This window comes from Streptomyces sp. NPDC043876, from assembly GCF_056435825.1.
The window spans coordinates 338,307-362,125 of the sequence record NZ_JBWKDV010000004.1 but is presented as its reverse complement, the minus strand read 5'-3'; the positions used below and the strand labels follow the sequence as shown (position 1 = coordinate 362,125).

The window sequence follows — 23,819 nt, the reverse complement described above, 5'->3', positions numbered from 1 at the left end:
GGCCCGTAGCGGCGTCCGGCCCGGCAACGCGATGAGGCCCCCTCGACGTGAACGTCGAGGGGGCCTCATCCATGAGTAGCGGGGACAGGATTTGAACCTGCGACCTCTGGGTTATGAGCCCAGCGAGCTACCGAGCTGCTCCACCCCGCGTCGGTAAACCCCACTCTACGCGAGTTTCCCGGCCCGCCTCACCACGGCGCTCCTCCAGCGCGCCCGGAGGGCTTCCGGACCGGTTCCGGACAGGGTCCCGAGCGACATCTGAGTGGCCGTCAAGTGATCGCCGCCATGGTCGGACCACCGAACCGTGAGCCACGGCCGGGCCCCGCGAGAGCAGCGCGGGCCGGGCCCGGCGGATGGAGGACGACCCCCGTGAGCGTGAACGCCGCCCGATTACCCGTATCGCCGGCGCCCCTGCCAAGACCCGAGGAGTTCGCCGCGCTCAGCCCGCAGCGGCGCGAGGACGCGGTGCGCCGCACCCCCGGCAGCTCCGGCTGGGGCGAGACCGCGCGGATCACCCTGCTCCCGGGGCGGCCGCGGACCTGTGTCCCCGGGATGCTGACCTTCGCGCTCGGCTGGACGGTGGCGGGCGGCGGGGTCACCGGGCCGTTCTTCGCCGGACTGGCCGTCTCCCTGGTGTACGGGCTGCCGGCCAACACCTGCGCACCTCCGCGACCGTCTTCCCCGACCGGCTCTCCGCCGCCCGCGCCGCCACCGTCGTCACCCTGATCGGATACCTCTCCCTGACGGGCTTCGTCCTCGCGGGCGCCCTGCCGCTGCGCACCCTGGCGGCGCTGCCCTGGGCCGTCGCGGCCTTCCAGCAGTGCCGGGCCATGGCGCGGGCCGTGGACAGCCCGCGGGCCAACGCCGTCCTGAAGGCCGACATGCTGCTCTCCACCGCGTTCCTCGCCTCCGTGCTCGTGCTCCGCACCCCCGGTTGGGCGACCGCCCTCGCCGTGCTCATCGGCGCCGTGATCCTGTTCGGCAGCGACGCGCTGGCCCTGGACTCCCGCCGCACGCCCGACGGCGCCGTCGCGCCGCGGACCGCCGCCTGAGCGGCGCGGCCCCGCCGCCTCCCTCCGACCCCACCCGCCCCGAAGGAGTTCCCGCATGGCCGCTGTCCCCGGACCGCGCACACTGGCCCAAGTGGTGCGCACCGTCAGAGCATTCCAGCGCTCGCTGCCGGAAGGGCTGGAACACCTCAAGGACGAGTACGGCGAGGTCAGCGCCTTCGGACTGGGCCCCACCCGCACCTACTTCCTCTTCGGGCCCGACGCCAACGCCCTGGTGATGCGCAACCCCGACAACTTCCGCTTCACCGGCGCTTACGACATGCTCCGCCCCATCGCCGGAGAGACCGCCCTGGTCGTCCCGACGGTGAACCGCACGCCCGCCGCAAGCGCAAGGCCCTGCCCTCCTTCCAGCGGCCCGGCGTCGAACGGGCCACCCGGCTGATCGTCGAAGCCGTCGACCGGACCATCGACGGCTGGCGCCCCGGGCAGCGCCTGGACATCCACGCCGCACTGCGCGAGGCGATCCGCGGCGCGATGCTCCTGCTGTTCTGCGGCGACCGGCTGGCCGCGCAAGCCCCGTATCTGGTCCGCGAGTTGGACCAGATCCATGAACTGATGGACCACCCGCTGCCGCAGCAGATGGTCGCCTGGAGCCTGCCGACCCGCGCCCGCAGGCGCGCCCTCGACGCAATTGCCGCCGTCGAGGAGCGCGTCTACGAGGAGATCGCCCGCAGGCGGCACAGCGGCGAGGCCGGAGCGCGCGGCGGCGAGGACCTCATCTCGGTGATGCTGGCCGAGGGCGGCGCCGTGATGACCGACCAGGAGATCCGCGACATGGTCGTCAGCGCACTGATCGCGGGCTACGACCCGGTGGGCTCCGGCATCGGCTGGGCCGTCTACAACTCCCTGGCGCACCCCGGAGTGTGGCAGCGCCTGCGGGCCGAGGCCGACGAGGTACTGGGCGCGGCGCCCGCCACCCCGGCCGCCGTCCGCCGGCTCCGCTACACCGGCCGGGTCGTCCAGGAGAGCCTGCGGCTGCACCCGCCGGTGGTGATGAGCCCGCGCCGCTGCGTCAAGGCGTTCCGCCACCGCGGCCACCTGATCCCGGCGGGCAGCACGGTCGCCGTCAGCGAGTACATCACCCACCGGATGCCCGCCGTCTGGGACGCACCCACCGCGTTCCGCCCCGAGCGCTGGGACACCGGCCAGGAGGGGTACGAGTCCCCGTCGCCCTTCGAGTACCTGCCCTACGGCTACGGCGCCCGCCGCTGCGTCGGGGCCGGGATCGCCGGAGCCGTGCTCCCCGCGGTCCTCTCCCGGCTGGCCCAGCGCACCGAACTCGACCTGCTGACGCTCCGGCCGCAGTACGGCGGCATCCCGGCCCTCGTCCCGCGCGGCGGGCTCCACGTCCGGATCGTCGAGCCGCCCGTACGGGCCCGCCCCGGCGACCGGGACCGGGACCGGGACGGCAGCCGGGGCGGTGCCCGCGACGCCGAGCGGGCCGACCGCGCCCTTCTGGTGGAGGAGGCCCGATGACGACCCCGACGCTCCTCGCGGCCGGACGGGGCGCCGTCCCCGACGGCGACGAGGCCCGGCACGCCTGGCGGATGCGCGAGATGATCTACGGGCAGCTGCGCTCCCGCGCCATCGGCGTGATGGCCGAACTCGGCCTCGCCGACGTCCTCGGCGCCGGCGCGCGCACCGCGGCCGAACTCGCGGACGAGGTCGGCGCCGACCGCGCCCTGCTGCTGCGACTGCTGCGGGCCCTGGCCTCCTTCGAGATCCTGCACCGCGAACGGCTGGGTGGGCGGGAGGAGTTCTCGCTGACCGCGCTCGGCCGGACCCTGCGCTCCGACGTACCCGGCTCCGCGCTCCCGACGGCCCTGCTCGTCGCCGCCACCGTGGCACCCGCCTGGGAACGGCTCATCGAGGTGGTCCGCACCGGGCGCCCGGCCTTCCCCGAGGTCTACGGCCAGGACTTCTTCTCGCACCTCGGCGACGACACCGCACGGCGCCGGATCTTCGACCGCTCCCAGGAGACCGGCCTGGCCCTGGAACTGGAGGGGCTGCTCGCGGCGGTGGACTTCACCGGCCCGCTCGCCGTCGTCGACATCGGCGGCGGGGACGCGGCCCTGCTCACCGGTCTGCTCGCCGACCGGCCCGCGCTGCGCGGCACGCTCGTCGACCTCGCGGCCGCCCTCCCGCCCGCCGCCCTGCGGCTGACCGGCGCGGGCCTCGCGGACCGCTGCGAGCTGCGCGAGGGCGACTTCTTCGAGGCACTACCGGCCGGTGCGGACCGCTACGTCCTGCGCCACGTCCTGCACGACTGGGACGACGACTCCTGTGTCGCCATCCTGCGCAACTGCCGGGCCGCGATGGGACCGGACGCCCGGCTGGTCCTCATCGACCACCTCGCGGCCGCTGACCCGGCGGACGACGCGGACGGGGGGCCCGGCGGCCGGTGGGGCGGCCTGATGGACCTCTACATGATGTCCCTCTTCGACGGGGGCCGGGAGCGCACCCGGGAGGAGACCGCCGACCTGCTGGGGCGGGCGGGCCTCACGCCCCTGCGGGTGCCCCGGCTGCCCGGTGGCAGCGGTGTGATCGAGGCGGCCGCCGATGACGACGCGTGACGGGGCGACGCCCGTCGCGGTGCTGCCGGCCGCCTGTCCCGCGTCGCACGCGGAGCGGGCGCAGACCGTGGTCCGGGACTGGCTGCGCGACTACGTGGGCCGGCCGCACGAACAGCTCGGCCGCGACGGCGACGTCTGCCCCTTCGTGGAACCCGCTGCACGGGCCGGAACCCTGATGATGCACACCCGCACCGGACTGGCCGCAGCGGGGGAGGCCGAACTGCGCTCCCTGGTGCGGGAGATGGCGCGGACCTTCCGCACCGCGCACTGGCCGCGCTCCAATCCCACGATGTAAGCCTGCGTCCTGATCCTGCCCGACCTGCCGCGCGAGCGGTGGGCCGCACTCGACGCCACGCAGGCCGAGATGAAGGCGGAACTGGCCGAAGGCGGCCTGATGCCGGGCCAGTTCCACCTGCAGTGCCCGGAGCCCGCCGCCCGCAACCCCCGCTTCCCGGTCTCGCGCAGTCCCGTACCGCTCCTCGCCATGCGGAACATGGCCCTGCACGACGTGCTGTTCCTGCACGGCGACAGCCGGCTCTTCGCGCAGTACCGGCACCGCTTCGCCGCCCGCTACGAGCGCGGGGCGGTCGCCGACCCGCTGCTCCGCTCCTCCTACGAGGCGGCCGCAGCCGTGCGCTGACCCGTGCCCGTCCCGGCACCGTTCCACTCGACCACTACAGAGGAGTTCCGTGATGAGGGAGCTCGACCAGCGCTTCGAGGACTACATGCGCGGCCACACCAGCGAGGCGAGCCGCACCACGCGTGCCGACGCCCCCTGGACCACGCGGCCTGACGCGGACGGGCCGCCGGTACGGCGGGACCCCGGCCCCCGTGACGGCGCGGTGCGCGGCCCGCGCATAATGCGCACTGCGGGCCGCGGCCCCGGTACCGCGGCCCAGGATGCGAGGAAGGGAACCCCATGGCAGAGGCAGACGATCCGCAGTTTGTGCAGAACGGCCCCACGTCGGCGGAGCGCGAGGCCTGCGACGAGGTTCGGCGCCTCGCCACCGGAATGTCCCACCACGAGAGCGCCCAGGCGCTCGAAGAAGCGGAGAAGGCCGCGGAGGCCGCGGGGGACCCGGACGATCCCGACGTGCGGACCCGCGCCACCCTCGCCGAGTGGGAGCGGATCACCGACGTGCTGTCCGCCCACGGCGGCCCGTACGCCCCGGATACGGACCCCTACGTGCAGGGCCAGCTCGCGGGACGCAGGAACCGGGCGAAGACCGCCTCCTGACCTGCGGGCATCGCGCCGGCCGCGGGCGCCGCGCACCGCGGCCGCCATGCCCCGTCAGACGGCGAGCTGTCCCGTCAGCCGGCCCAGCAGCTGGTCCATCTCGGTGCGCCACATCCGGTGCACGTTCATCCGGGTCGGCTTCTGCTGTCGGGGCAGCTGGATGCGGAACGAACTCCACACCGCGTTGCGGTCGATGCCGGAGACGATGCCGGCGGCCTGCTCGGCGGGGATCACGAAGGCGATCTCCTGCGGCCGGTTGCTCATCCGGCCGGCCTTGTGTATCACCACGGCCTGCTCGGTGACCGTGATGAAGTAGTACGTGAGGAACGCCTGGCCGATCAGGCCGAGCATGCTCATGAGCCACACGCTGGGGCCCGCGATGGCCTGGATGGTGACGACGGGGCGGTCGGCCGGGTTCACCTCGGCGATGGCCTGCGCCACCTGCTGCGTGATGGTGGCCTTCTTGACGGCCATGGTTCCTCCTGAGCGGGGTCGAACGCCCCCGGGCTTCGAGGGCACCGCAGAGTACCCACCCCGCCAGGCGCCCCCGCGCCCACCCCGGCCCCGAAGGTCCGTTCGCGACCGGGGGGCTCGGGGCCTCAGGCGGGCGCGGTGGTTTTCTCGGCCGCGGGTGCCCTGCGCATCGTCCACAGGCTCGGCGCAGCGAACAGCACCACCGTGGCCAGGGTCATCGCCGCCGCCGCCAGCGACAGGACGGTCGCCGTCCCCCAGGAAGCCGCGGCGGCGCCGACGAGGAGATAGCCCAGCGGGACGGCCAGCCGTTCGCCGATCGAGCTGAACGAACCCAGCCGCCCCAGTAGTTCGTCCGGGAGCTGCTGCTGCATCACGGTGTTCCAGCACACGATCGAGATGTCCACCCCCACCCCCGCCAGGGCCGCGGCGACCGCGATGGCCGGCAGGGGTGCGCGGACGGCCAGCGCCAGCAGGGGAAGCGCCAGGGGCAGGTTGGCGGCCACGCACGCGATCATGATGCGGGACGGTTTCCAGCGCAGCGAGAGCACTCCGCCGAGCACCAGCCCGACCGCGAAGGAGCCCTGCACGATGCCCCACCCGGCCGCGCCGAGGTCCGTGTCGTGGGCGACGACCGGACCCAGCAGCCCGTACCCGCCCAGCCAGAACGCCACGACGAAGGTGCCGGACAGGGTGTAGGACCAGAGCCAGAACCGGCCGCGGAACTCGCTCCAGCCGGTACGGAAGTCGCGTAGTACGGACCCCCGCGCCGGGACCGGACCGGCGATCCGCAGCCGCCCGTACAGCAGCGCGGCGACGGCGAAACTCGCCGCGTCCCAGGCGAGGGTGAGCTGCGGCCCGACCAGCGCGACCAGGACGCCGCCCACCGCGGGCGCCAGGATGCGGACCAGGTTCGTGGGCAGGCGCACCAGGGCGTTCGCCTGCTGGAGCCGGGACGCCTCGACGAACTGCGGCAGCAGGCTGTTCATGGCGGGCGAGGCCAGGGCGGAGGCGCCGCTGGCGACGGCCGCGAACACCGCGACGCGGGCCGTGGTGGCCGCCCCCTGGAACACGAGCAGGGCGACCGTCGCCTGGGTCACGGCCGGTACGAGGTTGCCGATCACGATCAGCCGGCGGCGGGAGAACCGGTCCGCGGCGACCCCGCCGACGAGGAGCAGGATGAGCTGCGGAGCCGTACTGCCCGCCAGGACGACGGCCAGCGAGCCGGGGCGGCCGTCGAACCCGAGCACGGTGAAGGCCAGGGCGACCGGCGCCATGGCCGAGCCGCTCGCCGAGACGAGGCTCGCGATCAGCAGCGTACGGAACCTCTTGTTCCGAAGCAGGTCGGCAGTGGGGGACGGAGCCATTTCAGATGTCACCCTGCACCAGGGCGTGCAGGTGCATGTCGTGCCATCCGTCCGCGTGGAGCACGGCGCTGCGCATCGTGCCCTCCAGGGTGAAGCCGGCCTTGTCGGCCACGCGGCAGGACGCCGGGTTGTCCACCGCGTGCAGCAACTCGACTCGGTGGAGCCCCAGTTCGTCCAGTGCCCAGCGGCTGACGCGCCGGGCGGCCGCCGCGGCGACACCGCCTCCGCGGGCGGCGGGCAGGATCCAGTACAGGATCTCGGCGGTGCCGGCCGCGAGGTCGATGTCGTTCCACCCGGCCAGCCCGACGGGCGCGCCGCCGCCGCGGGGGACGATCGCCCACAGCGCACCCGACTCGGCCTCCCAGCGCCGCCGCATGCCCTCGATCCGCCCGCGCGCCTCCTCGGGCGTCCACGTTCCCAGCATGTTCCACAGCCGGACCGACGGATCGAGACCGGCGGCCACCAGTGCGTCCGCGTCGTCCGGCCGCCAGGGGCGCAGCGCGCCGCCGTCGGGCAGGTCGAGTACGGGCTGATCGGTGTGGGCCATCCGGCCTGCGGGAACGACCGGAGGTATCGGCTCGGGGGAGATCATCACGGCATCCTGCCAAAGCGATCAGGTGCGCGCCACCTCCGTTTCCGGCCCCGGCGCCGTCCGCGGCGGTGCCCCGGTCCGCGCCCCGCGCCGGGGGCGGGACCACCCCCGCCCCGGGCCCCTGAGGCCGACCGCTGCCGCCGACAGCAGGACCGGGGCGGCCACCAGCGCGAAGCACCATGCCACGGGCAGCCGGCCCACGAGCAGGCCGACGGCGGCGCTGCCGGCCGCCGTGCCGGCGTTGAGCGCGGTGTTGACCCAGGCGCCCGCCCGGACGCGGTGGGCCGGATCGGCCGACTCGTCGGCGACCAGGTAGGCCGTCGTGAGGGCGGGTGCGATGAACACGCCCGCGAGCGCCGCCAGTAGGAGGAGCACGTACACGTCCGGTGCCAGACCCGCCGCGGTCAAGGCCACCGCCAGCGCCGCCGCGATCAGCGGCAGGCGCCGCCGTCCGGGCATCCGCCACGTCACGGCGCCGTACGCCAGCCCCCCGAACGCGCTGCCTGTGGACAGGGCGGCCAGTACCCACGGCACCGCCCCGGGCCGGTGCCGCTGATCGGCGAAGGCCACCACGAGCAGGTCCAGGGCGCCCAGCCCGATCCCCACACCGGCCGAGACGACGACCACACCGAGCAGCCCCGAGGACCACAACCCACCCCGCCCGCGCGCGGTTTGCCCGGCCCCGGACGGTTCTCCGGCCGTCCCCGCTCCGGCGGACCCGCGCGCCGACCGTGCGACGGGGGAGGAGACGAGCGCGAGGGTCCCCACCAGGATCAGCGCCCCACTGGCCGCCAGCCCCGAGGCCGCCCCGGCAACCGGCAGCAGCAGACCGACGAGCAGCGGACCGCTCACGAAGAGCAGTTCCTCGGCGACCCCGTCCAGGCTGTACGCGCGCTGGAGCATCAGGCGGTCGGGCACCAGCGTGCTCCACAGGGCGCGCATCACCGGCCCGAGCGGCGGAGTGCAGCACCCGGCGGCCATCGCCAGGGCCCCGAGGGCGGTCGCCCCGGTGCCCGGGCTCCAGGTCAGCCCGGCCAGGGCCGCCAGCAGCGCCGCGTACGCGCCCGCCATCGGCACCAGGGCCCGGCGCGGCCCGTACCGGTCGACCAGGCGCGCACGGACGGGGGAGAGGGACACGCTCGCCACGCCGAACAGGGCCGTGACCGCGCCCGCCGCGCGGTACGACCCGGTGGCGTCCTTCACGGCGAGCAGCAGGGAGAGGGAGACCATGCCGTACGACAGCCGCCCGAGCAGGGCGGCGCCGAAGGTACGGCAGGCGTGAGGAGCGCGCAGGACAGCGCGATAGGAAGAGAACGGCACGGAGGTATTCCTCTGGAAGGCGGCGCGCACCAGGGCGCCGCGCACGTACGGGGACGCCGGAGGACCGCCCGGGCGGGCGGTCGGTGCGGGGCCCTACGCACAGAGGAGAGACATGCCCGCAGGCTAACAGGTGCCGGGTGGAAGGGGCTTGCACTGGAGTGCGCTCCAACTCCTACAGTGCACCGTCATGACCATGACCTACCGCAGCCTCGGCCGGACCGGCATCCAGGTGAGCGTGCACTGCCTCGGCACCATGATGTTCGGAGCCGTGGGCAACCAGGACCACGACGACTGCGTGCGGATCATCCACGCCGCGCTCGACGAGGGCGTCAACTTCGTCGACACCGCCGACATGTACTCCGCGGGGGAGTCCGAGGAGATCGTCGGCAAGGCCCTGGCGGGCGGCCGCCGGGACGACGTCGTCCTCGCGACCAAGGTCCACTTCCCGATGGGGGACGGGCCCAACCGGAGCGGGAACTCCCGGCGTTGGATCGTCCGGGCCGTGGAGGACAGCCTCCGGCGGCTGAACACGGACTGGATCGACCTCTACCAGGTGCACCGGCCCGACCACACGACCGACATCGAGGAGACCCTGTCCGTCCTGGGCGACCTGGTGCGGGAGGGGAAGATCAGGGCCTTCGGCTGCTCCACCTTCCCGGCCGAGGAGATCGCCGAGGCCCATCACGTCTCCGAGCGGCGGGCGCTGCCGCGGCTGCGGACCGAGCAGCCCCCGTACTCGATCCTGGCACGCGGCATCGAACGCGACGTCCTGCCCACCGCCCTCCGCTACGGCATGGGCGTACTGACCTGGAGCCCGCTGGCCTCCGGATTCCTCAGCGGCAGGTACCGCACCGGCGCCCCCGTCGACCTCACCTCGGGCCGCGCCGCGCTGACCCCCGCCCGCTTCGATCCCGCGCTCCCCGGGAACGCGGCGAAGCTGGAGGCGGCGGGGCGGCTGATCGAGCTGGCGGCGGACATCGGGGCCACCCTGCCCGAACTGGCCGTGGCCTTCCCGGCCGTTCACCCGGCGGTCACCTCCGTGATCATCGGACCGCGCACGATGGACCAGCTGCGCTCCCTGCTCAAGGGAGCCTCGCTGACCCTGGACGACGCCGCGCTCGACCGCATCGACGAGATCGTCCCGCCCGGCACCAACCTCTACCACCCGGACGGCGCCTGGCGCTCGCCCGCATTGACGGACCTCGCCCGGCGCCGCCGCCCGGTCGCGGAACGGGCCGCCGGCTGACCGCCCGCCCGGGCGGGCCGCCCCGCCGTCATCCCCGGCACCCGCGCGCCGATGGACGCCCGCGCGGGTGCCGGGGATCATGAAGGCGCGCGGGCCCGCCCGGGCCCGCGCCTGCCGCCCCGCCTGGAGGTACGTGTGTCTGCCGCGTCGAGCTATGCGTCCGGAACCGGCGAAGTACCGCTGCTGGGCGACACCATCGGGGAGAACCTCGACCGCACCGTGCGCAGGTTCCCCGGCCGCGACGCCCTCGTCGACATGGCCACCGGCCGCCGGTGGACGTACGCGGAGCTGGCCGCCGATGTCGACGCCGTCGCGCTCGGACTCATGGACCTCGGCATCACCACGGGCGACCGCGTCGGGATCTGGGCCCCGAACCGGGCAGAGTGGACCCTGGTGCAGTACGCCACGGCCAAGATCGGCGCGGTCCTCGTCACGGTCAACCCCGCCTACCGCTCGCACGAGCTGGAGTACGTCCTGCGGCAGTCCGGGATCCGGCTGCTCGCCGCGGCCGAGCGCTTCAAGACCTCCGACTACGCGGGCATGATCGAGGAAGTCCGGCCGCGCTGCCCCGACCTGGAGACCGTGGTCCTGCTGGACGGACCCTCGTGGTCCTCCCTGCTGGAGCGCGGGCGGGGCGGCGACCGCGCCGAACTGGCCCGCGTCCAGGCCTCCCTGAGCCCGGACGACCCCATCAACATCCAGTACACCTCGGGCACCACGGGCTTCCCCAAAGGGGCGACCCTCTCGCACCACAACATCCTCAACAATGGTTTCTTCGTGGGCGAGTTGTGCCACTACACCGAGGAGGACCGGGTCTGCATCCCGGTCCCCTTCTATCACTGCTTCGGCATGGTGATGGGCAACCTCGCCTGCACCAGCCACGGCGCCGCGATGGTGATCCCCGCCCCGTCCTTCGAGCCGGCCGCCACCCTGGCGGCCGTCCAGGCGGAGGCGTGCACGTCGCTCTACGGCGTCCCGACCATGTTCATCGCCGAACTGGCGGACCCCGCCTTCTCCACCTACGACCTGTCGAGCCTGCGCACGGGCATCATGGCCGGATCGCCGTGCCCGGTCGAGGTGATGCGGGAGGTCATCGCCCGCATGGGGATGGCCGAGGTGTCCATCTGCTACGGCATGACCGAGACCTCACCGGTGTCCACCCAGACCCGCGCCGACGATTCGGTGGAGCGCCGGGTCTCCACCGTGGGCCGGGTGGGCCCGCACCTGGAGGTCAAGGTGGTCGATCCGCATTCCGGCCGCACCCTGCCCCGGGGCGAGCCCGGCGAACTGTGCACCCGCGGCTACTCGGTCATGCTCGGCTACTGGGCCGAGCCCGAGCGGACCGCCGAGGCCATCGACGCCGCCCGCTGGATGCACACGGGCGACCTGGCCGTCATGGACGACGAGGGGTACCTGAGCATCACCGGCCGGATCAAGGACATGGTGATCCGGGGCGGCGAGAACGTCTACCCGCGCGAGATCGAGGAGTTCCTCCACACCCACCCCGACGTGCTGGACGTCCAGGTCATCGGCGTGCCCGACGCGAAGTACGGCGAGGAGCTGATGGCCTGGGTCCGCATGCGCGAGGGGGCCGAACCGCTGACCCCGGCGGCCGTGCGCGCGTACTGCGCGGGCCGCCTGGCCCACTACAAGATCCCGCGCTACGTCCACGTGGTGGAGGAGTTCCCCATGACGGTCACCGGCAAGATCCGCAAGGTCGAGATGCGCGAACGGGCGATCGCCCTGCTGGACGACTCCCTCTGACGGGCGGGCCCGGCACCGCGACCGGCGGTGCCGGGGCGGTGCCGGGCCGTGCTCCGGGGCCGTCACCCCGCCCGGATCAGCGGCGCGGGGCGGGCGCGGGGAGGGCGGTCGCCGGGCAGGCGGTGTCCCCGGCGGGCAGGACGCCGTCCAGCAGGTACGCCTCGACGTGCGCGTCGACGCACGGGTTGCCGTTCTGGTACTGCCCGTGGTCGCCGCCGTCGACCGTCACCAGCCGGGATCCGGGCAGAGCCCGGTGAGCGCGCACGGCCGCCTCGTAGTAGGTCGCCGGGTCCTTCGTCGAGTTGAGCATCAGCGCCGGAGTCAGCCCGGCCCCGGTGACCTCGACGCGCGGGGTCGCCAGGCGCGGCCAGTTCGCGCAGATCGAGGCGAAGGTCAGCGCGCGGGCGCCGACGACGGGATGCTCGCGGGTCTCCTTGCCGCTCTGCTCCAGCCAGAACCGGCCGCTCCTGTTCCACGGGGTGTCCGCGCAGGTGACGGCGAAGTAGTCGGCGACGAAACCGGCGCTCATCAGGTGCTTGAACCGGGCGGCGACCGCCGTCCGGTCCGCGGCGGACGCCTGCTCCGGGTGTTCCAGCACACCGAGGACGGAGGCGAAGGACGTGAAGCGCTGCCCGTTGTACATCGCGTCGCTCGTGGCCACGTCGAGGTGGTTTGCGGTGACCGCGGTGCCCTCGATGACGAGCGGGTGCGCGCTCAGGGCGGCGCGCAGCCGCTCGTAGGACGCCCGCGCCGCGGTGGGCGTGCTCCCCTGGTGGTAGGTGGCGTCGTTCGCCGCGAGCCACGGCAGGAAGTCCTGTTCGTAGCGGCGCTGGAAGCTCATCGGCTGGCCCAGCTGGAACGACTGCCAGGTGCTGGTGAAGTCGACGTTGCTGTCGAGCACGAGCCGCTCCACCCGGCGCGGGAACTCCGTCGCGTAGTACGCCCCGAGGAAGGTCGCGTACGACGCCCCGAAGTAGGAGAGCGTGTCCGCGCCCAGCAGCCCGCGGTAGAGGTCCATGTCGTGCGCGGCCTGATCGGTGGTGATGTAGGGCAGCAGTCCGCCGGAGTTGCGCTCGCAGTCCCGCACGAAGTCACGGGCGCGCCCCACCGCGGCGGCGAGGGCCCGCGGGGACCGGTCGCGCAGGTCGCCGCTGGAGAAGAGCGCGTCGACCCCGTCCTGATCGGAGCAGACCACCCGGGTACTGGCCCCCACGCCCCGCTGGTCGAAGCTGACGATGTCGTAGGCGGCCGCCAGCTCGGGCCCGTAGGCGGCCAGGGTCGCCGCGCGGCCGGTCCCCGGCGAGCCCGGCCCGCCCGCCGCGGTCATCAGGACCCCGCGCCGCCGCGCGGGGTCCGTGGCGCGGTGGCGGGAGACCTCCACGCGCAGGTCCGGCCCGGCGTCCGGGTGGTACCAGTCCCGCGGCACGGCCATCGACGCGCACTCCAGCGGGCCCGGGGCGCAGGGGTGCCAGTCGAGCCGCTGGGCGCGGTAGCGCTCGGGGACGGGAGGCGCCTCGGCGCGGGCCGTCCCGGAGGCGGCCGCGAGGCCAGCGGGCGCCGCGCTCGCCGCGGCGGCCGGCAGTGCGGCGGCCGCGAGCAGCGCGCACAGGACGGCCGCCGCGGCCCGGCGTACGGGCCGCTTCCTCTTCGTGAACACATGCATGTGGTCTCTCCCCGTCTCTCCCCGTCGGACGTTCTCGGTCGGTCCGATCCTCGCCCGCGGGCCGCCCCCGCTTCGATCCCACTGCCACCCCGATCGGCGGTGGCAGTAGTGCCACCCCCGCGTCCCGCCGTCCTCCGCCGATGCCGTGATATCGCGGCCCGTGCGGCATGATCGGGGGATGTCTGATCGCATCATTGCCGCCTGCGACGGGGCGGCGAAGGGGAATCCCGGGCCTGCCGGGTGGGCCTGGGTCATCGCGGACGCCGCGGGCCGGCCGGAACGCTGGGAGTCCGGCGCGCTCGGCCGCGCCACCAACAACGTCGGTGAACTCACCGCGCTCCAGCGGCTCCTGGAGGCCGTGGTGCCGGGGACCTCCATCGAGGTGCGGATGGACTCCCAGTACGCCATGAAGGCCGTGACCCAGTGGCTCCCGGCCTGGAAGCGCAACGGCTGGAAGACGGCGGCCGGAAAGCCGGTGGCCAACCGCGAACTGGTCGAGAGCATCGACGGACTGCTGGCGGAACGCGACGTGGAGTTCCGCTACGTCCCGGCCCACCGCGAGGACGGCGACCACCTCAACGCCATCGCCGACCAGGCCGCCAGCGACGCCGCGGTGACGCAGCAGGCCGCCGGAACGGCTTTCGGCATTGAGGCCATGCCAGTCCCGGCTCCGGTCCGCAGTGGCCCGGCGCGGCAGAAGTCCGGCGCCCCGGTGAAGCGGACGGCGGCGCCGTCCTCCGGGTCGGCGCCCGGCAGGGCGGCGCGGGCCATCAAGGCCAAGTTCCCCGGCAGCTGCCCGTGCGGGAAGTCCTACGCGGCCGGGGACATGATCGCCAAGCTCGGTGCCCGCTGGGGCCACGCGGACTGCGCCGCCGCGGCCCCGGCCGACGCCGCGACCTGAGCCGGCCGCCGACGGCCGCCCGGGCAGAGACCGGCGCGGACAGCACGAAGTCCCGGACCCTGGGGCCCGGGACTTCGTACACTTCGCTTGACCAGCAGGTTCAACGACCCCGCGGCCGCAGGGTTACGGGTGGGTGCCCGCCTGCACCGCAGACGCGCCCTACGCGCCCCGGATCGCCCGCACCAGACCGGCCACCAGGTTCGCCCGCTCGGTCATGGCGTCGATCACCAGGTACTCGTGGTCCGCGTGGGCGCCGCCGCCGACGGCGCCGAGGCCGTCGAGCGTCGGCACGCCGATCGCCGCCGTGAAGTTGCCGTCGCTCCCGCCGCCGACCGACTTGCCTTCGAGGTGCGGCAGCAGCCGCCGGGCCACCGCGAAGAGCGGCGCCGACGCCGACTCGGGCATCGGGGGGCGGCCCACTGATCCGCGCACCGAGAGCTGCGCCCCCTCCAACCGCGGGGTCAGCGCCGCGAAGGCGGACTCGACCCGCTCCTTCTCCTCGGCGGACTCGACGCGCACGTCCACGGTCACGGTCGCCCCGGCGGGGACGACGTTGTCCAGGGTGCCCGCCGACGCGACCGTGGGGGTGACGGTGGTGCCGAGCCGCGGCCGGCCGAGGGCCGCGATGTCCAGCACCTGGTGTGCGGCTTCGATCAGGGCGTTCACTCCGGCCTCGGGCTCCAGGCCCGCGTGGGACGCCCTGCCCGTGATGGACACCTCGAAGGTGCCGCAGCCCTTGCGACCGGTCTTCAGCGCTCCGCCGTCGGCGGAGCCCTCGAAGACGAGGACGGCGCCGCAGGCGCGGGCGCGCTCCTCGATCAGGGAGCGGGAGGAGTGGGAGCCGACCTCTTCGTCGGCGGTCACCAGGATCTCCACCCCCGACCGGTCGTCCAGGGCCGCGAGCCCGTGGATCGCCTGCACCAGGCCGCCCAGCATGTCGAAGACGCCGGGACCGGTCGCGCGGCCGTCGGCCACCGTGAACGGGCGGCGTTCCAGGGTGCCGAGCGGGAACACCGTGTCGTGGTGGCCGAGGATCAGTACCTTGGGGTCGCCACCGGCGGACCAGTGGACGTGCGGACCGGCCTCCGTCTCGACGAGTACGGCCTGCCCGCCGAGGCGGCTCTCGATGACGGCGGCGACGACTTTCGCCGAGGCGCTCAAGGCGTCGAGATCGCGCGAGGGGGACTCGGTCTCGACGAGTGTCCGCAGGTCTTCGAGCATCGCGTCGACACTCACGGGGACGGTCTTGGGCATCGGCATGCGGCAAGGGTAGCTGGCACGCGCCGGAGGCGGGCCGCCGCCCGTGAGCCGGCGGCCCGTCAGGCCCGTGCCCTCAGGCCGGCACCTCAGACCGGCAGGCCCAGCCCCGCGGCGACCGCGTCGGCCCGCGTGTAGAGCGAGACGGGGTACTGGTCGTCGCAGTACTTGTTGCCGGTGGAGACGATGCCGATCACCTTGCCGCCCGTGACCAGCGGCCCGCCGGAGTCGCCGGGGCAGATGCTGTCGTGCCGGCCGGCGCCGGGGACCCCGCACACCTTGAGGGCGCCCGGTTCCCAGGGTTCGGCGTACGGCGCGCACGCCGTGAGCGGTGCCAGCGTCAAGGTGGCCGACTTCAGCCGGGTGGCGTCGGTGCCGGTGGCGGTGCGCCCCCAGCCCGCCGTCTGCGCCGCCCGGCCGGCGGCGTAGAGGGCGCCGTCCTTCGGGCCGGCCACGGGCAGCGGAGCGTAGGGCATCGGCGCCGAGAGGGTGATCACCGCCGCGTCGTAGGTCAGCGTGCTCCGTTCGAACTTCGGGTGGACCTTCACCGAAGCGACGTGCCGGACCGTCCCCTTGGTGCTCGCGAGGGCCGTGCGGCCGCCGATCACCAGCAGGTCGCGGGGTTCGGGAGCGTCCTCGATGCAGTGCGCCGCCGTCAGGACCTTCGTGGGCGCGACGAGGGTGCCGCCGCAGAACTGCCGCCCGTCCGCCGTCTCGATGAGCATCGCGTACGGATGGTCCGCCGCCGTGGCGTTGCGCCCGCCGTGGATGGCCGCGGCCGGGGTCGCGGTGGCCGCGAGACCTGCCACGGCGAGCACGGAAGCGGTGAACGCGGCTGCCGCCGTACGCCTGTTGAACCTGGTCATGTGATCCCCCGTCACACGGTGCGCGCCCCGGGGCGCGCACCGTCGTTGGTGTGCCGTCGTCGTGGAGGAGGAGGACGGAAGCGGACGACCGGTTCCGTCCCGGCGCGCGGCAATCGCGGGACGGGGTACGGCGGGTGCGCGCCGCGCTCCTACGCGAGGCGGGCCGCGAGCGCCTCCAGGTCGTCCACGAACCAGGCGTCGCGGCCCCGGTTCGCCTCGCGCACGAGGTCCGGCAGCGCCTTGCTCGCCCGCAGGTGGTGCGTGATGTCGCCGACCACGACCAGGCGGACCCGGTAGCTCACGAACTTCTGCAGGATCTCGCCCGCGAGCCCGGTGCTGAGGTCGAAGAAGCGCGCGTCGAACCGCTCCGCGGGGACCGCGACCACCTCCGCCCGGTAGAAGGCGCCGCCGATCAGGTGGTCGAGCGCGTCCTGTGCGGTGGCGATCGGCGCGCCGTCGGCGTCGCAGACCAGGACCGGTACCCCGTGGTGTTCGACGACGGCGTCAGGCACGGGGCGCCTCCTGTCGGGCGTCGGACCGCACGGTGGCGTTCGGCGACGGGAACAGGCCGTTCTCCGGCCCGAGGACCCCGTCGATCAGGTGGAGCAGGTCGGCGGTGTCGGCGGCGTTGCCGAGGATCACGATCTTCATGCGGGCCCGCTCCTTGTCGTAGACGGTCTGGACGCGCAGGGCCTGGGGCGTCTCCCGCGGCCCCTGCGCGGCGGCCGTGATGAGGGTGCCCAGCCGGCTCGCCGCCTCCGGGCCGACCGGGTCGAGCTGCACGATGGAGGACACCTCCACGTGCCCGCGCGCGGTGGCGGCGGCCGACGGGGCCGCTTCCGCGCCGGAGGGCGACAGCCTGGTCAGCGCCTCGAAGTCCGCTCGGCTGATCCGGTACTGCTTGCCGATCCGGACGGCCTTGAGCCGGCCGTCGCGCACGTAGTTCCGGACGGTCCGCACGTGGAGCCCCAGGCGCTCGGCGACCTCGCCCACCGAATACAGCTCGCGTTCATCACTCTCCATGAGCCTGGAACATACCGTAAACAACCTTGAAATGGGGCCGGAAAGGAAAATGAGGAGTGATGAGGATGAGTGGAGAGCAGTATTCAACGATCGTTTCGGTTGTAGAACCGATCGCTGATCTGATTCAGTGACGAGGCGGCACGGGCGCGGCCCCGTGGGCCGCTACGTACGGGACAAGTCAGCCAGGAGTGAACGTGAGCGACGAGGAAAGCCCTCATCTGAAGAGCCTGGCGCTTCTCGAGGGACTGATCGAGGAAGCGGAGCTGGACTGGGCCGTGACCCTCGACCCGCAGCCCCTCTCGCGCAGTACCGGCCTGCCCGAGTCGGTGGTCGTGGCGGGCCTGCACCGGCGGCCGCTGCCCGAGACCGACTTCCTCCAACAGGTCACCCAGCGGCTCGAATTCCTGCGGCGCACCCGGATGGGCCCGACGGGCCGGCCGTACACGCAGGCCGAGATAGCGCACGGAGCCGGGCTGACGCCGCAGTGGTTCGGCAGGTTCCTGCGCGGGGAGAAGGCGCCCTCGCTGGAGCACGCGGCCCGGATCGAGGACTTCTTCCAGGTGCCGCGCGGGTTCCTGACGGCCACCCCCTCGCAGGCCCTGGACCGGGCGCTCCGGGAGAGACTGGAGGAGGAACGGGCGCGGCAGCTGGCCGAACTCCAGGACTTCAAGCGCAGGAACCAGCTCAACGGCTTCGCCCTGCGCGGTACCTCGCCCAAGACGCGCGCCGTGATGCAGGCCCTGATCGACTCGATCGAAGAGGACCAGCAGGACGCGTGAGGCGCGGCGCACACGACGCGTGAGGTGGGCTCGGCCGATCGGCACGAGCACGGGAGGACACACCGCACACCGCCGACGAGCGGTGTGCTTTTCAAGGGGTTTCGCGGGTGGGGATCTTCGGCAAGAGGCGACAGCAGCACCAGTTGGAAGAGGAGATGGCGAAGCTGTGCGGCGAGCTGGACGCCGCATTGCGCGGGCCCGCTCCGGCCGATGTGGACGAGCTGTTCGCCAGGGTGGCCGCCCACCTGACCGGGCTGCGCGGCCGCCCGGTCAGGGTGCTGCGCCGCAACTTCCCGCCGGGCCTGTCCGGGCTGTGGCTGGACCGCGAGCACGAGGACGTGATCGTCGTGGTGCGGAGCACGAGCCCCTTCCACTCCCTGGTCATCCTCGGGCACGAGATCTGGCACATGGTCCGCGGGCACTGCGGCACCCACGAACACGGCTCGCAGGCCGCGACCCGGCTGCTGGTGGACGTACTGGGCCCGGGACCGCTCGACCAGGCCATCCTCAGCGTCGCCGCGCGCACGCACGCGGTGCCCGGCGACGAGGCCGAGGCCGAGGCGTTCGGCCGGCGCTTCGGCAGCAGGCTGCGCCGGCACGTGGAACACCACCCCGGCCACCGCCCCCTGAACGGCCCCGGACAGCGGATCCAGTCCTCCCTCGGGGGCTCGGAGGACTGATGCGCAGCGCGCACTACTACGTTCCGGCGGCGGTGCTCGCCCTCGTCTTCCTCGTCAAAGCGCCCGCACTGCTGCGCACCTGGCACAACCCGATGGTCCGGGGGGTCGCCGGGCTGATCCTCCTGATCGGCTCGGGCTTCTTCTTCGCCGCGCCGCCCACCATCGGGTACGTGAACCGGACCACCGGCGTCGACAACTTCTCCGGCCCCCTCGTCTACTCGATCCTCAGCGGGTGCAGCACCCTCGCCATGGTGCTCCTGACCTACTGGCGCAGCGGCTTCGGCGAGACGGTGCGGCGGCAGGTCCGCGGCTGGCTGTGGGGCGGAGCGCTCGTCATCGCGTCGATCGCGGTGCTCTTCGCCTCCGGGGACGCGCCGAGCGAGCGGGTGCGCGACATGGACACCTTCTACGCCACCACCCCGGGCATCCGGGAGATGATCGTCCTCTACCTGCTCTGGCACACCGCGATCCACGCCGCGCTCACCCTCATGTGCCTCAAGTGGCTGGGGGAGACCGAGGGGTGGCTCCGGACCGGTCTGGGCTGCCTCGTCGCCGGTTTCGGACTCGGCGCCTGCTTCGGGGTGGCCAAGGGCGTCGCGCTCGGGGCCCGTTGGTCGGGAGTCGACCTCGACTTCCTGAGCACCGAACTCGCCCCGCCCGCGGCGGGCATCGGATCGCTGCTCTGCGCGGCCGGGTTCCTCCTCCCCCAGGGGGAGCGCGCCGTCGCCCTCCTGGGCACCTGGCGGCGCTACCGGGAGCTGGGCCCGCTCTGGCGCGCGCTGCGGGCGATCGCCCCCCAGCCCGACCTGACGCTGGCGCTGCGCAGGCCGTCGCTGGACGAGCGCCTCGCGTACCGCGAGACGGACGTCCACGACCAGCTGATCGCCCTCGCTCCCGCCTGCGACCCCGTCCTCATGACGGAGCGGCAGGACAGCGCGTTGCGTGCGGGGATGGAGCCGGAGCAGGCCCGGTGCGCCGGAGCGGCCGCCATGATCGCCGAGGCGATCGCCGTGGTCGCGGCCCGGGGGCAGGGGGCGGAGGCTGTCGACGAGGGCGAGCGGGCCGCCGGGTTCGAGGCCGTCTCCCTGCTGCTCGCGGGGGGCGGCGCCGCGATCGCCCGGGTCGCGCGGCACTATGGGGTGCTCTCCTCCCGCCGGACGGTGACCACCGGGCCCGCCCGGCCCGCCGTACCCGCACGGAAGGTCGCACGATGAACCGCTCACAAGGCCTCGATTTCTACATACCGGGTGCCTTCCTGGTCGTCATCCTGTGCCTGCGGCTCCCGGCCCTCTGGCGGGACCCGCGCAACGAACTGCTGCGGTCCGTCTGCGCGGTGCTGGCCCTCGCGGTGTGCGTGGACTTCGCCACTGCCATGCCCTCGCTCGTCGCGATCAACCGCTTCACCGGCGTGCCGAACGCCGCCGCGCCGCTCGTCTACTCGTTCCTGACCGCCTTCTGCGGTGCGAGCATCGTGCTGATCATCCGGTGGAACAGCGGTCCGGAGAAAGCCGCGTGGTCGGCCCGGTGGGCGCGGCGCTGCTACCTGGTCACCGGGGTGGTCATCGCCGCGATCAACGTCCTGTTCGTGCTGGGCGACGCGCCGGTGGAGCGGCTCGTGGACATGGACACCTACTACGCGAACACGCCCTACATCCGCGAGATGCTGCTGCTCTACCTGCTGGCCCACACGGCGAACGGGATCATCGTCACGTGCCTGTGCTGGGTGTGGGCCAGGCAGGTGCACGGCGCCCTGCGCGGCGGGCTGATCCTGATCTGCATCGGGCACCAGTTCAACCTGGTCTACGACGGGCTGAAGTTCGTCGCGATCGGATCCCGCTGGCTCGGTCACGACCGGGACTACCTCAGCGCGGGCCTGGCGCCCGTCGTCGCCTCGATGTCGGTGATCCTCATCGGTGGCGGCTTCGTACTGCCCCTGGTCTCCCAGCGGTTCACCAACCACCTCGACCTGTGGCGGAGGCTGCGCCGACTGCGTCCCCTGTGGAGGGAGTTGAGCGCGGCGACCCGGCACACGAGGGAACTCGCCGAGGGTCCGCGGGCCTCCATCGAGCTGCGCGTGACCCAGCTGGAAGCCGACATCCACGACGGGATCCTCACCGTGAGCCCGTACCTGGACGCCTGTGTGCGGCAACGGGCCCTGGCCCGGGCGCGGGAGACGGTCGGGTGCCCCGAGCAAGCAGCGGCCGTCGCGGACGCGGCCGCGCTCGCGCACGCGGTGGTCGCGTGGGCGTGGCGCGTCCCCTTGCCCGACGGCGCCGACCCGCTGCGCCAGAACCACCGCTCCGTCCTCGTCTCGCCCGACGACCCCTCCGGGCTGGTGCGGATGTCCCGGGCGCTGTCCACGGACGTCGTGCGGTCCTTCCGCGAAGCGGCAGCGCTGCGGCACACCCCCGATATACCGGTGCCGCAACGCCAGCCGTCTCCTGCCGGAGAGCTTCCTCCCCGGGCTTCTGTGCCACTAGAACAGATGGATGATCGATTGCGCAAGTGAAACGATCCTTAAGTGACAGCTCCCGGTAGCTCCTCGTCCGCTAGGGGTGGATTCGTCGTGGCTGTCCCTCTGAAACCGCCGCTGGTCAGGCACTTGACCTACTGAAGGGTTTCATCCGGCAGGGCCGAGGCGGTCGTCCACAGGTTCGTCGGGGGAAACGATCGTTGATGGACGGTCAGTCAGCTGATCTGCCACAGCTGGCCGCCGGGAGCGCCCGACGGCTGCTGTGTGACGGGGGAGCCGTCCGCCGCGGAGGCCGTCGTGAGCAGCAGCCCGCTCTTCTTGCCGGCCACGGAGTAGTCGCCGCCGCCGCGTGCGGTGAGCAGCCAGCGCTGGCTGTCGCCGCCGGTGCAGGTGGCCTGGACGACGGCCGCGCCCGCCGTGGAGGAGCCGCCGGACACGTCCGCGCAGAGGTGCGAGGCGGCGTTGGTCAGCGTGTAGCTGCCGTCGGTGGTGAGTTCGAACCGCCATTGCTGGTTCGGGCCGCCGTGCGGGGTCCAGGTGATCAACTGGGTTCCGGAGGCGGTGGAACTCCCCGGGTCGTCGAGCGCCTTTCCGCCGGCGGTGAGGGTCCGGGTGCCGGTGAGCGCGCCGCCGTACACCTCGAACTCGTGGAGGGAGTAGCCGTAGGCGGTGCCCCGCTGGGTCGCGGACAGCCGGATGTGGCGCCCGGATCCGGAGAGGCCCGTCAGGTCCTGGACCCCGCCGGTCCCCGTCGTGGTCGTGTACACGGTGCGCCAGGCGGCGCCGTCGTCCGAGAGCTGGATCTGGAAGGCCTTGCCGTACGCCGCCTCCCAGCGCAGCACCACGCGGCTGACCGCCTGGGTGGAGCCGAGGTCGACCTGGAGCCACTGCGGGTCGGCGTAGGCGCTCGACCAGCGGGTGGCGGAGTCGCCGTCCGTCGCCGCGGCCGCCGGGAAGCCGGCCGTCTCGGTGCTGGAGGCGGTGGTCGGGCGGTTGCGGGCGAGGTTGCCCGGCTGGGCGAGCCCCGGCCAGGCGGGGTTGTGCCCGATAGCGGTCGTGAGCGTGGTGAAGGCGGCGTAGGAGCTCACCGGCTTCGGGGAACCCCAGGTCTGCTGGGCGAGCGCCCGCAGCGGGCTCATGATGCCCGCGGCGATCTGCGCCTCGGTCTCGGCGCCGGGGTTGTCGCACCACACGTGGAGGAGCGAGCCCGGGTTCACCGCGGGATCGGTGAGGGTCGCGCCGCCTTCGAAGCGGTCGGGCGTCCAGGTCTCGTACATCCACTTGGTGTCGGGCTTGGCCCCGCCGAGCACGTAATAGGTGGGCGTCCAGGAGTCGTTGGCGACCTTGTGCCCGGCCGAGGCCAGCTGCTGGGGCGTGAGGCCGTAGCTGTACCAGTACTCGACGAGGATGCCCGCGTGCGGAGCGAGGGTGCCGTCACCGGACTTGATGCCGTCGTTCCACATCCGCGTGGTCTTGCCGCCCGCCCGGACCAGGTCGTCGGCCCAGTTCACGAAGCCGTAGTAGGTGTCCTTGGCGGTGGCGTTCGCGCCGTAGTGGGCGCGGGCGTAGCCGAGCAGTTGGGGGTACTGGGCGTAGTCGGTGACGTACTCGTCGGCGCCGATGTGCCAGTACGCGGCCGGGAAGAGCGGCAGGTACTCGGTGACCAGGTCCTTGATCAAGGCGTACGAAGCGGGCAGTGACAGGTCGATGAAGTCGGCGCTGACGGCGCCCGAGGAGCTCTTGAGCTTCAGCTCGGGGTGCGCGGCCAGAATCGGATTCATGTGTCCGGGGGTGTCGATCTCCGGCACGATCGTGACGTGGTACTTCTGCCCGAGCGCGACCAGGTCCGCGATGTCCTGCTTGGTGTAGTGGTCGGCGGAGACGATCTCGGGGTGCGTGGCGCTCTCCAGCCGGAAACCGAAGGTGTCCGACAGGTGGAAGTGGAAGTAGTTGAGTTTGAGGTAGGCCAGTTCCCTGATGTGCTGCTTGACCCAGTCGACGGTGAAGAACTTCCGCCCCTGGTCGATCATCAGCCCGCGCTCGGCCTTGGCCGGCCAGTCCACGGCGGTCCCGGCAGGGATCGAGGAGGACTGGTGCAGGAGCTGGAGGACGCTGCGCGTGCCGTAGAAGGCTCCGGTGTCGGTCCCGGCCCGGACCGAGAGGGCCGCTGCGACGGTCATCCGGTACCCCTCGGCGGGCAGGGTGGTGTCCCCGAGGGCCAGCGCGATGTCGCCGGGGGAGGCACTGCCGGTCACGACGGCCACCGGACGGCCGGCGAGCGCCCCCAGGTCCTCCGCCAGCGTCGCCGCCTCGTCGGCGAGCTGCGCCGAGGCGGCCGGGTCGACGACGATCCGGCTGCCGGCGGTGAAGGTGTACGCGCCGGTGCCGGCCGTCCACTGCCGCAGCGCCGGAACGGTCTGGGGCGGCCCCGCGGCGGCCTGCGCGGGCGTGGCGGTGGCGCCGGGCAGGGAGAGGGCGGCGGCGGCCAAGGCGGCGGCGGTCAACAGGCGGAGCAGGCGCATCGTGAGTCCCCAAGC

Annotated in this window: 23 protein-coding genes, 1 tRNA gene and 1 pseudogene; 14 read left to right on the top strand and 11 right to left on the bottom strand. The window is 73.3% G+C overall.

Annotated elements, in window-relative coordinates; genetic code table 11:
- Positions 1-76: 76 nt before the first annotated feature.
- Positions 77-150 (bottom strand) — tRNA-Met (locus AC0693_RS15440).
- 219 nt (positions 151-369) lie between these two features.
- On the opposite strand from AC0693_RS15440, the gene AC0693_RS15435 reads away from it, so the two are divergent.
- From AC0693_RS15435 to AC0693_RS15405, 7 genes and pseudogenes are all read left to right on the top strand, one after another.
- A complete protein-coding gene (locus AC0693_RS15435; protein WP_478802072.1) occupies positions 370-726 on the top strand; it encodes a hypothetical protein in 357 nt (118 codons plus the stop codon).
- Between the two features lie 116 nt (positions 727-842).
- Positions 843-1,052 carry a hypothetical protein gene (locus AC0693_RS15430; RefSeq protein WP_478802071.1) on the top strand — a complete coding sequence of 70 codons (210 nt, stop codon included), beginning with the start codon at positions 843-845 and terminating at the stop codon, positions 1,050-1,052.
- Positions 1,053-1,107: 55 nt separating this feature from the next.
- Positions 1,108-1,452, top strand: a complete 345-nt coding sequence (locus tag AC0693_RS15425) for a hypothetical protein (protein WP_478802070.1) — start codon at positions 1,108-1,110, stop codon at positions 1,450-1,452.
- Positions 1,407-2,546: a cytochrome P450 gene (locus AC0693_RS15420; protein WP_478802241.1), complete on the top strand. Its 1,140-nt coding sequence runs from the start codon at positions 1,407-1,409 to the stop codon at positions 2,544-2,546. The genes AC0693_RS15425 and AC0693_RS15420 overlap by 46 nt, the downstream gene beginning before the upstream one ends.
- On the top strand, positions 2,543-3,643 hold the full coding sequence (locus tag AC0693_RS15415; RefSeq protein WP_478802069.1) for a methyltransferase: 1,101 nt from the start codon (positions 2,543-2,545) through the stop codon (positions 3,641-3,643). Before AC0693_RS15420 ends, AC0693_RS15415 begins: the two co-directional genes overlap by 4 nt.
- Positions 3,630-4,283, top strand: a pseudogene (locus tag AC0693_RS15410) (DUF6875 domain-containing protein). The gene AC0693_RS15415 and the pseudogene AC0693_RS15410 overlap by 14 nt, the downstream one beginning before the upstream one ends.
- A 279-nt stretch (positions 4,284-4,562) precedes the next feature.
- Positions 4,563-4,880 (top strand): hypothetical protein, encoded by a 318-nt coding sequence (locus AC0693_RS15405; protein ID WP_478802068.1) that lies wholly within the window; start codon positions 4,563-4,565, stop codon positions 4,878-4,880.
- Positions 4,881-4,934: 54 nt separating this feature from the next.
- Here AC0693_RS15405 and AC0693_RS15400 read toward each other — a convergent pair whose 3' ends face one another.
- The 4 genes from AC0693_RS15400 to AC0693_RS15385 all read right to left on the bottom strand — a co-directional run bounded on the left by AC0693_RS15400 (position 4,935) and on the right by AC0693_RS15385 (position 8,630).
- On the bottom strand, positions 4,935-5,354 hold the full coding sequence (locus AC0693_RS15400; protein ID WP_469317266.1) for a hypothetical protein: 420 nt from the start codon (positions 5,352-5,354) through the stop codon (positions 4,935-4,937).
- A 125-nt stretch (positions 5,355-5,479) separates the two neighbouring features.
- On the bottom strand, positions 5,480-6,718 hold the full coding sequence (locus AC0693_RS15395; protein WP_478802067.1) for an MFS transporter: 1,239 nt from the start codon (positions 6,716-6,718) through the stop codon (positions 5,480-5,482).
- A gap of 1 nt (position 6,719) precedes the next feature.
- A complete protein-coding gene (locus AC0693_RS15390; protein ID WP_468465587.1) occupies positions 6,720-7,310 on the bottom strand; it encodes a GNAT family N-acetyltransferase in 591 nt (196 codons plus the stop codon).
- Between the two features lie 21 nt (positions 7,311-7,331).
- Positions 7,332-8,630 (bottom strand): MFS transporter, encoded by a 1,299-nt coding sequence (locus tag AC0693_RS15385; RefSeq protein ID WP_478802066.1) that lies wholly within the window; start codon positions 8,628-8,630, stop codon positions 7,332-7,334.
- Positions 8,631-8,823: 193 nt separating this feature from the next.
- Between AC0693_RS15385 and AC0693_RS15380 the strand changes: the two genes are divergently transcribed.
- Together AC0693_RS15380 and AC0693_RS15375 are read left to right on the top strand one after the other, a co-directional pair.
- On the top strand, positions 8,824-9,876 hold the full coding sequence (locus tag AC0693_RS15380) for an aldo/keto reductase (protein WP_469317310.1): 1,053 nt from the start codon (positions 8,824-8,826) through the stop codon (positions 9,874-9,876).
- 123 nt (positions 9,877-9,999) lie between these two features.
- Positions 10,000-11,640 (top strand): AMP-binding protein, encoded by a 1,641-nt coding sequence (locus AC0693_RS15375; protein WP_478802240.1) that lies wholly within the window; start codon positions 10,000-10,002, stop codon positions 11,638-11,640.
- 76 nt (positions 11,641-11,716) lie between these two features.
- On the opposite strand, the gene AC0693_RS15370 is transcribed toward AC0693_RS15375, so the two are convergent.
- Positions 11,717-13,303, bottom strand: a complete 1,587-nt coding sequence (locus tag AC0693_RS15370) for an alpha/beta hydrolase (RefSeq protein ID WP_478802065.1) — start codon at positions 13,301-13,303, stop codon at positions 11,717-11,719.
- Between the two features lie 178 nt (positions 13,304-13,481).
- Here AC0693_RS15370 and AC0693_RS15365 point away from each other — a divergent pair, with 178 nt between their 5' ends.
- The gene (locus tag AC0693_RS15365; RefSeq protein WP_478802064.1) at positions 13,482-14,204 is read left to right on the top strand and encodes a ribonuclease H family protein; all 723 of its coding nucleotides are present in this window, start codon (positions 13,482-13,484) and stop codon (positions 14,202-14,204) included.
- Positions 14,205-14,363: 159 nt separating this feature from the next.
- On the opposite strand, the gene AC0693_RS15360 is transcribed toward AC0693_RS15365, so the two are convergent.
- The 4 genes from AC0693_RS15360 to AC0693_RS15345 form a co-directional block, all read right to left on the bottom strand.
- The gene (locus AC0693_RS15360) at positions 14,364-15,464 is read right to left on the bottom strand and encodes a M20 family metallopeptidase (protein WP_478740081.1); all 1,101 of its coding nucleotides are present in this window, start codon (positions 15,462-15,464) and stop codon (positions 14,364-14,366) included.
- An 86-nt stretch (positions 15,465-15,550) separates the two neighbouring features.
- Complete coding sequence (locus tag AC0693_RS15355; protein ID WP_478802063.1) at positions 15,551-16,327, bottom strand: S1 family peptidase; 777 nt, start codon at positions 16,325-16,327, stop codon at positions 15,551-15,553.
- Between the two features lie 149 nt (positions 16,328-16,476).
- A complete protein-coding gene (locus AC0693_RS15350) occupies positions 16,477-16,839 on the bottom strand; it encodes a DUF4180 domain-containing protein (protein WP_469317259.1) in 363 nt (120 codons plus the stop codon).
- Positions 16,832-17,350: a helix-turn-helix domain-containing protein gene (locus AC0693_RS15345; protein WP_478802062.1), complete on the bottom strand. Its 519-nt coding sequence runs from the start codon at positions 17,348-17,350 to the stop codon at positions 16,832-16,834. Before AC0693_RS15345 ends, AC0693_RS15350 begins: the two co-directional genes overlap by 8 nt.
- A gap of 194 nt (positions 17,351-17,544) precedes the next feature.
- On the opposite strand from AC0693_RS15345, the gene AC0693_RS15340 reads away from it, so the two are divergent.
- From AC0693_RS15340 to AC0693_RS15325, 4 genes are all read left to right on the top strand, one after another.
- Positions 17,545-18,129 (top strand): helix-turn-helix domain-containing protein, encoded by a 585-nt coding sequence (locus tag AC0693_RS15340; RefSeq protein WP_356410370.1) that lies wholly within the window; start codon positions 17,545-17,547, stop codon positions 18,127-18,129.
- Positions 18,130-18,236: 107 nt separating this feature from the next.
- Positions 18,237-18,809, top strand: a complete 573-nt coding sequence (locus tag AC0693_RS15335) for a toxin-antitoxin system, toxin component (RefSeq protein WP_356410367.1) — start codon at positions 18,237-18,239, stop codon at positions 18,807-18,809.
- The gene (locus AC0693_RS15330; RefSeq protein WP_478802061.1) at positions 18,809-20,023 is read left to right on the top strand and encodes an MAB_1171c family putative transporter; all 1,215 of its coding nucleotides are present in this window, start codon (positions 18,809-18,811) and stop codon (positions 20,021-20,023) included. The genes AC0693_RS15335 and AC0693_RS15330 overlap by 1 nt, the downstream gene beginning before the upstream one ends.
- On the top strand, positions 20,020-21,318 hold the full coding sequence (locus AC0693_RS15325) for an MAB_1171c family putative transporter (protein ID WP_469317255.1): 1,299 nt from the start codon (positions 20,020-20,022) through the stop codon (positions 21,316-21,318). Before AC0693_RS15330 ends, AC0693_RS15325 begins: the two co-directional genes overlap by 4 nt.
- Before the next feature lie 179 nt (positions 21,319-21,497).
- Here AC0693_RS15325 and AC0693_RS15320 read toward each other — a convergent pair whose 3' ends face one another.
- Positions 21,498-23,804 carry a family 20 glycosylhydrolase gene (locus AC0693_RS15320; protein WP_478802060.1) on the bottom strand — a complete coding sequence of 769 codons (2,307 nt, stop codon included), beginning with the start codon at positions 23,802-23,804 and terminating at the stop codon, positions 21,498-21,500.
- Positions 23,805-23,819 lie beyond the last annotated feature (15 nt).